Source organism: Bacteroidales bacterium, assembly GCA_031275285.1.
Lineage (GTDB): Bacteria > Bacteroidota > Bacteroidia > Bacteroidales > UBA4181 > JAIRLS01.
On the sequence record JAISOY010000204.1, the window covers coordinates 76,392 to 87,656 of the forward strand.

Sequence of the window (11,265 nt, forward strand, 5' to 3'; positions counted from 1 at the left end):
ACATTTGAACTCTGGCAATTAGAATAATATAGGGTAATCTGGTATCTGCATAAATACAAAATTACTACTTTGGGAACTAATTGTCAGGATTTTATAACAGCATACTTTTTAGAACACTACCAGATTATAAAGCATAGCCAGTCAGGCGATTATTTAACTTGCTGATGTTCATAGTATTGAAAATATGAAATGTGGAGTTTTAAATTCGAAATCATTCAAATAATATTCGTCATTTATCAAATAAAAAGTAAACCCGGATAGTTGCATTGTCTTTCAGATAATCATCATCCGGAATAGGATCAATCTCAAAATACTGATACCTGGCATTGCTCCCGTAATTCTGGTTGATCGCTATAATATGGTTTACTTCATCTTCTACACGATCACTGTTTACCATTACTTCGATATTTCCTTCCTTGGCATTCCTGTCGAATATCCTTACTGTTTTCTCCTTTTCCCTTTTGTCAATTTCCGTTTCATACAGAATGAATTGTCTGGCATGAATCATTCCCTCATTCTCGAGGAAAGCATCCGAGAGTTTTAATTCATCTGTCTGCCCTTTCCCAAGGCCGGCACTTATTTTACTGATTTCATTGACAGGCGTCATAATTGTTAGTTTTACAGGTTATTATTTCATTTGGCTTTTTATCTTGATCCGTATACCTTCGGTATGTGCATTATATTCGGGAGCATACATGCATTGGAAAGTCGTGACTCCATTGGAAAAATCACCGGCATGTGTCGCTCTTAGGTCATATTCAAGTATATAAGTGCCTTTTCGTAAATGGCTGATGAAGAAATTCACCGAGGCATCCTTGATGTTTTCATAATATCCCAGGCCATCCTGATAACGATAACCTGAAAGCATATTGATCGGCTCAAGGCCCGAGGCCCGCATGTCTTTTAAATGAACATATTCAAAATCACGGTCTGCATGTAACTCGAGGCGCACTGTCACTACATCACCCACTTCCGGGTAAACCATGCCTAATATAGGTATCAATCTCTTACCTTTAGCGGTAGTTCGTTTAATGAAGAGTTGTCTGGTGATTTTCAGGTTGGTCTCAGATGAAGTCACTTTATCCGATAGTTCGAAATATTGCCAGTACATAGCGCCCCATACTACATTCGGATTCGGATTGATGACCCGTAAATTGGCCAGCTTATTGCTGATTTCATCGCCATTCCATGAGGTGTTTACATATCCGGTACCTGCTTCAGGACGTAACGGCTCCTTGGCTGCTTTTTTCAGTGGTTTCCCTCCGATACGGATATCCAACGGAAGACCTGGATCATCCAGCAGGTCATATCCGGTGCTCAATAATGCATATATGGCCTGAGCGGTGGCTTTGGTAGTTTTCCAATCCGTGGTCTGTTTGTTGCGGAGCAACCATAATTTCATTTCTTCAACCGCTTGATTGTCGCTACCTACCTCATTAAATGCTTCAATCAGCATAGCTTGCGTTTCAATGGGAGAATTATACCAATAATACCCGTTACGGTTTCTGGTCCAGTATATTCCCATATCATTACTGACTTGTGCCCTTTCTTTGAGAGAGCGAAGTATGCTTTGGGCTACATCCGGTTTGCCATAACGATACATGATGATCGCTGTCATGGCTTGTTCGTATAGATTGAACCGTGCCCAGTATTCTTCCGCCTGTTTCAGGTAAAAATCAAAAGCTTCAAGGCTGGCATAAGGACGACGTTGTGAAAAACTGCACATGTATAAATATTGTACCTGAGCCGGTGCAACTTGCCGGTCTCTTCTATTGGTGGTGCCGGGTTTGGCTGAAGACATTTTTTCATAATCTTCATTGATCCTGATGTCGCAATAATCCATCGCTTTCTGTATCATGTCGCCTATCTCTTCTGTACGGGGCAACACACCCAATTTCCGCATATGTTCCAGGCCAACAACTATGTACTGGGTGAAGAACTGATCCTCAGGCTGTCCTGCAAACCACGGAAAACCGCCATTCGCACTTTGAATGTTTTTCAATCGTTCAAAAGTATTTTTCTGTTCTTCCGACATCCGGTTAAAATCAAACAGCAACCCGATGCGTTTTTTTCGCTCCGTATCATTGGAGGCTTCCATAACCCAGGGCGTTTCCTCTAATAATGCCTGTTTCAGGTCCTGATTCTTTTCAAGGTTTGAGATGTGCGATTTGTTATCCGGGATTGAACGCCATTGGTTGAAAATCTGTTTCACCCGTGATGAACTGTTGACTATGCTTGCAGCTAAACTGTTGGCATAAAAACGGGTAAAAATCTGTTCCGAACATTCATTGCTTTGTTCCATTATATAGGGTAAGGCTTGTACTGCGTACCATGCAGGATTGGACGTGTATTCCAGTGTTAGACGGCGATTTTGTACCGTACCCGAAGTATTATCGGCCAGCTTATCAAAGCGGAGTTCCAGTTTTTCATCTCCCCTCAACATGAATGGCATAGATTCAGTAAGCAATATCCTGTCAGACAATACAGGAACACTGCGTTCTTCTCCATCGGTATGCGTTCCGGCCTGCGCAATAAGACGATATGTAACTGCCTGTAATGTTCCCGGGACAACCAGTCGCCACTGTACATCCGTACTTTTCCCAGATAGCAGGTTAAAGGATTGTGAGACATCGGATTTTATGATCTGTGCATCTATGGATTGCATGGTGAAGGCATCATAAAAACGCAATAAAGCCGTCCCTTTCAATTCACTTTCCGTAAGATTGTTCACTTTGGCAGAAAATACCAGCGTATCTCCTTGTTTGAAAAACCGGGGAAGATTGGCACTGATGGCTACTTTCTTCTGGGTAATCAAACTATTGTCAACATCACCTGTCTTAAAATCTTTGGTGTGGGCAAATCCCAGCATATTCCATTTTGTAAGCGCGTCCGGTATGGTAAATTCAATCATGATCTCACCTTTCTCATTGGTACGCAGTTCAGGATAGAAGAAAGCCGTTTCGGAAAAATTGCTGCGGAGTGGGATATTTGTGAGATCCACTTGTTTTTCAGAAGGTTTTTGGGGCGAGGGTGAAGGTTGTGATTCGTCAGCTACTGCAAAAAGGAATTCTTCAGCCTCTTCTTCGATTACACCTCCAGTAGGGCTTGAACCGGAAGCTTTTGCAAAAATACCGCTCCGGCTTTTCAACATCATAAACTTTTGCCCTCCTTCAAGAAGCGGAATCTGTTCATAATCGGTGCCCGACATCGATGTACCGGACCAAAGAGGCAATATGGTTATGTCTGAAAAATATGAGTAAGGTCTGTTCCAGGCATATCTGCCATAATAATAAGGCGTATAAAATGTATTTTTCCATGTATGTGGCGTAAACATATCCAGGGAAGCATCATATAATGTAGCTGCCATTTCGGCTGTTTCCACCCCCCCCTGTTTATTTTTTACGGTTAATGTCCATTTTTCTTTTTCCCCGGGCAATAATTGTCCCCTAAATGTTTGGAATGCAATATCCAAATTCTTGTTGGTATAAGGAACATTGATTTCATGAAGGGCTGTATATGACCGGTTGTCCTGAATCAATGCAAATTGAACGGCAAAACCGCCACGATAAGCTTCTTCTATTGGGAAGGTGATCTTCCGGGGTGTTGTTCCGGTAATGATCTCACCTTGCCGGACAACCTTATCTTTAAATAATACATCGTATCTGATGTAGGTTGTGTCTTGTCCACCGGCAAGCATAAAGCTAATGGAATCTCCAGGTTCTCCTGATTTCTTCAATACCGAAAGCCATTGATTCATGTTTGTAATGGGGGAATTTTCCTGATGTAAACATATATATGTTGAGTCGGAAGCTGTACCTTGTTTGTTTTTTGCTTCAATCCTGACAAGATACCATCCGGAGGATGCTTCTTTTAAAATAGAAAGATCTATTTGTTTTACAGAAAGGGTATTGATATCCCACGATGCCATCATTTTTTTCTTTGCATAAGAACCGGGCTCATTTTCATTAAGATAAGCGTCTTTAGGGAAATCCTTATCAAAATCTTCCCGGGTTATTATGGCTGTATCAGGTGTAGCCCACAAACGTTCGCGAAGGATTCTCTCAGGCGATTTCAGTGCATATAGTTCAATATGCGCATCTGTAGGTATGGCAACTCCATCCAGGTTAGTAATAGATAGATCATACTTCAGGTCTCCGGAATTCTCCTTATCTACAGATATATTTTCGGGTATATTTGTTGATAATAACATAGAATTTCCGCTTAAACGTATTCTCTTTGATGTCGATTGTGTTTCTCCGTTAACATCTGTAACATCTACCGATAGATCATAAATATAGATCAGATCCCTGTTTTGGATATCTGTATCTTCCGCTTTAAATGAAATGGTAAATTGTCCGTTATCATCAGTAAAAAAATCTCCGGATGCAATTTGGACAGGCCGTTGATTCCGGATAGGTGGAAATATTTTCGGACTGTTCCGGATGTAACGAAATGGCCGATATTCAATAGTCCGTGTAACTGTATATTGCAGTTTGCCTCCATCTACGGGATAGCCGGCAAAGGCTTTGGCTTCACCAGGTATCTTCATCGAATCACCCAACGAATAATGCTTATCTGTGGCTTTTAATTCAACATTGAAAGTGGGACGTTTGTACTCTTCAACCCGGATAGATATGCTTCCTAATGTTGTTTGCAGTGTCATATAGCCATTCAATCCCCCTTGAGGAAGGATAAAGTTACCTTTGATGGATCCAAATTCATTGGTCGTAAGGTTTTGTTTGGTAACTTCCTTTCCATTAACATCTTTCAATTGTATTTCAACAGGTAAATTCGTATGAACAGATAGATCGTCATTCTTTTCGGATTGATAAACAATGCCCTTGAAATATACTGTTTGCCCCGGACGATAAATAGCCCGGTCGGTAAATAAGACTATTTTACTTGTTTGTTTATTTTCAGATGGCTGGCGGTATATATACATCATTTGCTGCTCTATTGAATCACCTTCATAGGTGATCCGTAGCGTACCGCCCTGATCCGGTGCCTTAGGATAAGTGATCTGTCCCAATGCATTTGTATACATCACGGTATCATATATCTGAACGTATTCTCTTTTCTCATATTGGTATTTCTGCCTGTAGATTTCGACTTTTGCATTTTCTATAGGAAAGCCGGTTTCCCTGTAGGTAATATAAGCTTCTAAGCTTCCCAAACCGGACATGCGCTGCAATAGGAACAGATCAGATACCTGGACCGTGGTATAGGAGATAGAGGCAGCATTTTCTTTGACAGGATCCGGTCGGTCGGATAGAACCAATAAGTATTGTCCTGATTTCAGCGTGTCTAGTTTTACTTCTACCTTGTGTTCCTGATAATCGGTCTGTTTCGGGAGGGTTATTGACTGTTGGGATATTTTGTGCTGGGCAGCCAGGAATTTTTTATATTCTTTGTTTTGTTCCCCTTTTTCAAACACCGACAACAAATCTTTGTCCAGGGGATAAACAAAAAGATAGGCCATATCCACGTTCCGATAGGTGATTTGAGCTAAGACGGCCTTATTGGGTAGTTGCTCTTTTTGTATCTCCAGGTTGACCTGCGCCTGTGTCAATTCCTTTAACATATCTGCAGCATATTTTTTATCTTCCTTAAGGAGTGCCTTTTCTTGTACCTCCCGGTATTGATTTACAGCATCTATAAACCGGTAACGATAATCAGGAGTCTTAAAAGTAGTCCATTTCTTGCCTTCTTCATTAAAGTATGAGGCCAGTGTATTGGCTGTTTTTCCCCAGATTTTTTGGCCGGTACATGCTTCTTTCAAGTGTTTTAGCGCTTCTTCATATAACATATCCGGATCATCATAAATGCCGTTATCCCGGACATATTTTAGCCGTTTCAGGTCTACATCCGCCAAGGCATTCATATCATTCTGCTTTAAACGGAAAACAGTCAGATCCTGGAATAGATGCATTACACGAAATGTAAATGACATGGTATCTTTACTTTGAATGTCTGCTTGAGTAAATCCCTGAGCATCGGCAAAATACTCAATCCGATCTATGGGAAAAGAAACGGAGAAATTATCCATCATCAGGTCTGGCTGCATGAACATATCAATAGCACGATGGGCCAGAAAATCATACAGTGTCGGTCGGAGATAGCGGGTAGAGGCATCGCCTGTAAGCGCATCTTTAATCACATTTATGGATGTTTTTTGTAATAGATCGGCATTTTCCAAAGAGAGAAGATAATATCTGACAACTTCGCTGATGACCTGCTCCTGGGACCATGACTCTATATGATCATTATCCGGCAATTCATCTGTTGGAGTGCGGTTCCATGATTTCCATCTGTTTTGAAGGTAATATCCCCGAAAAGCTTCACCGGTAAGGGAATAAATGACCGATTTTACCGGGTAGGGAATAGCTTCAGCATCTTTATATAAGCTGTAAATGATTTTTTCATAAGGATTTTCCTCTGTCATTTGCTGACAATCGGTACGCTTCATCACAGATTTCAGGAATTGACCATATTCCTTATTTTTTAATGCGGTTTGGTAGACTTTGTCTATTTCAATCAATGCCGATTGAGGTAATCCGTCTTCTATCAGCTTGTCAATATTTTTCCATTGATTGGTATAATTCAATTTCCCGGATTGATTCTGTGCATATACATTTCCCAACAAAATGCATAATACCGGTATGATGGTGAATAAACGTCTCATTACTGGCTTATTTATCTGTAAAAAGCAACTTTTGATAAAAAGATACAAATATAATGCCGGATTATTGAAGAAAAAAGAAGTTTGAGCATTGTTTTGTTTTTGTGTTCCTTATGTTTTTTATCAATATTATTTTATGGGAATTATTCCCTCTTTCCAGCAATGGGCGTGGTTTTTCTCTGGAATTATATTATTTTTGTAGTGTAATAATATACGGAAAGGGTTTTTTAGGAGATTGATTTTATTGCAACCAGATGATAAACAGGAGGGAGAATGATTTGTCAACTAATAAAAAATAAGATCCGGAGAGTTGCCTCCCAGGATCTTGCTAAATCTTAGGTCGTTAATTCTCTTAATGGACAGCTATCAATCTGCCATCTTTCAACCTGATGTATATTGTTCCGAAAATGGACTTTTTTTGAACAGGTGTTGTCGGTGTTTTTTTGAATTCCTGCATTTTTCTGGATTCCACTACAGGTAGTCTCTGAACAGTAGTAGTAGTTTGGGTTGGCTTAGTGATTATCGACCTTCTTGATGAGGCTAATGACGTTGAAATACAAATGGATGCTATAAGCATCGTTGCGCATAAAATCTTTTTCATAGTGTTAATTTTTTTAATTGATAAAATTTGTTTTTAAAATACATTGCAAAGTATTATTTTTTTAACAAATAAATGCTTGATGAATGGGATGATTTTTCAACATTCCTCGTTTTTTTTTCAACAACCATAGATTATAGAAATGCAGCAAAAAATAAGGATAGCAGTAATTCTTACCGGAGTGGCTCTGATTTGTATCATTGCAGCACAGTCTATCTGGCTGTATCAGAGTTCCAAACTTCATTACGCTTTGTTTGACAGATATGCGAATATGATGCTGGAAGCATCCGTGGAAGAAGAGTTTGATATGCGGATGCATAAAGATTTTGCTCATTTTGTCGTTTTACCGACTGGCGAGGATATGGATAAACCGATGCTTGATTCTATTTCAGTAGAACATGGTGTTCAGCCAAAAGATTCCATCATAGATATCGGATATGATTCTGAATCTGAATTTATTAACATACAGAATAGGCTTAAATATGCGTTCAATTCTGTGATTCCTCCTGATATTTATACTATTGACAGTATTTATTCTTCCCTGGTAAAAAAAGAATATCCTAATGACGAGGTGTTTATCGAACTAACTAATGTGGCGGGTGATTCGGTCATACAAAGTACTACCTGTACGTCTAATGAAAAACGGCGTCATGTAACGGGTCTTGTTCCTCTTGATAAATTTTCGGTAAACGCCATACGGGGGGTGGTCACATCTCCCTCATATTTTGTTATATTTACCAAAACGACCGGTACTATGGCGCTTTCGGTCTTTTTTGCTTTGTTAACAGTGGCTTGTACCTTATACATCATACAGGTAGTATTCAAACAGAAAAAATATACGCAGAGTGTTACTGATTACACCCATTATACTGTGCATCAAATGCAGACTCCCATTATGCTGGCTACATTATCCCTCAAAAAATTGCACAGTAACAGGAATGATGCAGAAGTGGATCCATACCTTGATATTTCAGAGAAGAACCTGAGAAAATTAAGTTCATTATCTGATGCATTGTTGAATATTGCCACACAGGAGCATAGTTCTATGAAGATCACACGGGAAAAATTTGATATTGTAGAGTCTGTCAAGGCGCTTGCTGAAGAACGTTCTTTTAAGCAACAAAACAAACAGGTGAAAATTATTGTAGATCACCAATTTAGAGATATGTTCATAGTTGCAGACCGGTTGCACCTGATTAATGCGGTCAGCAATCTTATTGATAATGCTATCAAATACTCGGAAGTACAGGTTACCATCAATGTTGTTCTTGAAGAAGTTTCCGAGGATATCCGTATATCTGTAGTCGACAACGGGATAGGTATAGAGAAAGAACATCTTAATCATATATTTGACCGTTTTTATAGGGTAGTAGGACAACCAGGCCATACGGCTGTAAAGGGATTCGGATTAGGATTGAGTTATGTCCGGGCGGTTTGTGAGGCACATGGCGGTTCAGTTCGCGTATTTAGTGAAAAAGGGGAGGGGAGCAGATTTGTCATGGAAATTCCGGATGTTTTTGATTTGTTTTAAAATGATTTAATTTGCAGGATGAAACAAATACTAGATCCGGAACATCTCACATTTCGAGAAACAGCATTTGATTTACTGATGCAAAGGCGTATCCGTAACGTCCTTTTGTTGTGTAGCAGTTATGATGCGTTTGTCCTTGAGGAAGACGGTAGGGTGGACGAACAGATATTCAATGAATATGTTGCCCTTAATCTTCGCAATGCTCCCGGGATTGTACAAACAGATACTTCAGAAAAAGCATTTGAGATATTGTCTACGACAAAAATAGATCTGATCATTTCCATGTTAAGCATCCGTGATATAGATCCTTTTAGCCTGGCAAAAAAAATAAAAAAGAACTTTTCCCATATTCCTATTGTAGTTCTGACGCCTTTTTCCCGGGAAGTTTCGCTCAAGCTGCGTAATGAGGATCTTAGCGCCATTGATTTCGTTTTTTGCTGGCTAGGAAACGGGGATTTGTTGCTGGCCATCATTAAATTGATCGAGGACTGGATGAATGCACCTCATGATATCGAAGAAGTCGGAGTACAATGTATCTTGCTGGTCGAAGATTCAATACGTTATACTTCCTCTTATTTGCCGGTGTTGTATAAAATGATCCTCACCCAGTCGCGTCAATCCATGCGGGAAGCATTGAATGAACATCAAAAAATGCTCCGTATGCGCGGACGGCCTAAAATCCTGCATGCATCCACTTACAGCCAGGCTGTGGAATTATACCACAGGTATAAAAATAACCTGCTGGGAGTCATTTCCGATGTAACCTTTAAAAAAGAAGGAGAACCAGACAACAGGGTTAATGCCGGATTCGACCTTTGCCGTTTGATTCGTTCCGAAGATCCGAACTTACCCATACTACTGCAATCTTCAGATATTGAAAATGCCCGCTTTGCCGGAGAACTGCAGGTTGGTTTCATACATAAATATGCAAAGAACCTGTCTGCAGAATTGAGTTCTTACATTAAAGATCATTTTGGATTCGGCGATTTCATCTTCCGGAATCCTGAAACTTATGAAGAAGTGGCACGTGCTACTGATCTGAAAAGTTTACAGGTGCAGTTATGGAATATTCCTGACGAAGTCCTGATTTACCATATTTCACGCAATCATATCTCCAAGTGGTTTAATGCCAGAGGATTATTTTCTATTGCCCGTATTTTTAAGTCATTGAATATGGATGACTTTAAAGATATCCAGTCTGTACGAATGTATATGGATAGGGCCATGAGTATTTATTTACAGGATACCGGTCGTGGTATTATCGCCCAGTTTGATAAGACAACATTTAGTAAGTACCTTTCCTTTTCCAGGATCAGTAACGGAACAATCGGTGGAAAAGCACGCGGATTGGCATTCATCGATACGGTAATCAAAAAGAAAAAAATATACAACAAATATCCTGGTGTATTGATTGATATTCCACGTACAGTGGTTGTCGGAGCAGATATTTTTGAAGAATTTATCGAAAGCAATAATTTATATTCGATTGCTCTTTCAGGAGCCTCCGATCAGGAAATCCTGGAAGCGTTTCTAAATGCCCGGCTTCCTGAACGCGTTAAGGAAGACCTTTATACATTTGCATTGCTCGTTAAGACCCCGATAGCAGCGAGGTCTTCTAGTAAGCTGGAAGATTCCCATTATCAGCCATTTGCTGGAATATACTCGACCTATATGCTGCCTAATGCGTCTGACCCGGCCCTTACAGTTCAAAATATAGTGCGGGCGATAAAAGCTATTTATGCTTCGGTTTTTTTTCAGAGTAGTAAAGCATATATTGCAGCTACATCAAATATAATCGATGAAGAAAAGATGGCGGTCATCCTTCAGGAAATCTGTGGTACAAAATATGGGACACACTTTTATCCCACTGTATCAGGAGTGGCACGTTCAGTCAATTTTTATCCGATAGCTCCTGAAAAGAACATTGACGGTGTAGCCAATATTGCCCTTGGATTAGGGAAATATGTAGTGGAAGGAGGAGTTGGTATTCGCTTCTCCCCTAAATATCCCCAAAAGATATTGCAATTATCAACTCCACAAATGGCATTGAATGAAACCCAGAAATATTTTTATGCATTGGATCTTTCTAATGAAAACTTTATTCCGGGTATTGATGACAGTACCAATATTATAAGATTACCTTTATCTGCTGCCGAAAAAGATAAAACATTACGTCATGTCGCATCAACGTATGACTTTGACAGTAAAATTTTACGTGATGGTGTGATGCATGAGGGTAAGCGGATTATCTCCTTTTCAAAAATACTTAATCACAATAGTTTTCCGCTTGCTGAAATACTGGATGACCTTTTAAAAATCGGTCAACATGAATTAAATTCACCTGTTGAGATTGAATTTGCGATTAATCTGGATGTACCCGCCGGAAGCCCAAAGATTTTTAACTTTTTACAAATACGTCCAATCGTCAGTGAACAACGAAATAGTATTGAATTACAA

4 protein-coding genes are annotated in these 11,265 nt (G+C 39.7%); 2 read left to right on the forward strand and 2 right to left on the reverse strand.

The window, feature by feature from the left end; translation table 11 throughout:
• Positions 1 to 229: 229 nt before the first annotated feature.
• Together LBQ60_20295 and LBQ60_20300 are read right to left on the reverse strand one after the other, a co-directional pair.
• Positions 230 to 607 carry a hypothetical protein gene (locus LBQ60_20295; protein MDR2040266.1) on the reverse strand — a complete coding sequence of 126 codons (378 nt, stop codon included), beginning with the start codon at positions 605 to 607 and terminating at the stop codon, positions 230 to 232.
• 21 nt (positions 608 to 628) lie between these two features.
• Complete coding sequence (locus LBQ60_20300) at positions 629 to 6,682, reverse strand: hypothetical protein (protein ID MDR2040267.1); 6,054 nt, start codon at positions 6,680 to 6,682, stop codon at positions 629 to 631.
• A gap of 737 nt (positions 6,683 to 7,419) precedes the next feature.
• Between LBQ60_20300 and LBQ60_20305 the strand changes: the two genes are divergently transcribed.
• Together LBQ60_20305 and LBQ60_20310 are read left to right on the forward strand one after the other, a co-directional pair.
• A complete protein-coding gene (locus LBQ60_20305; GenBank protein ID MDR2040268.1) occupies positions 7,420 to 8,808 on the forward strand; it encodes a HAMP domain-containing histidine kinase in 1,389 nt (462 codons plus the stop codon).
• 18 nt (positions 8,809 to 8,826) lie between these two features.
• Positions 8,827 to 11,265: phosphoenolpyruvate synthase (locus LBQ60_20310; protein ID MDR2040269.1), on the forward strand; the 2,439-nt coding region annotated here is incomplete at its 3' end.

What these genes read in the sequence shown, in the direction of transcription:
- LBQ60_20295 (MDR2040266.1), bottom strand. Translation starts at nt 607, where the DNA reads ATGACGCCTGTCAATGAAATCAGTAAAATAAGTGCCGGCCTTGGGAAA.
- LBQ60_20305 (MDR2040268.1), top strand. Translation starts at nt 7,420, where the DNA reads ATGCAGCAAAAAATAAGGATAGCAGTAATTCTTACCGGAGTGGCTCTG.
- LBQ60_20300 (MDR2040267.1), bottom strand. Translation starts at nt 6,682, where the DNA reads ATGAGACGTTTATTCACCATCATACCGGTATTATGCATTTTGTTGGGA.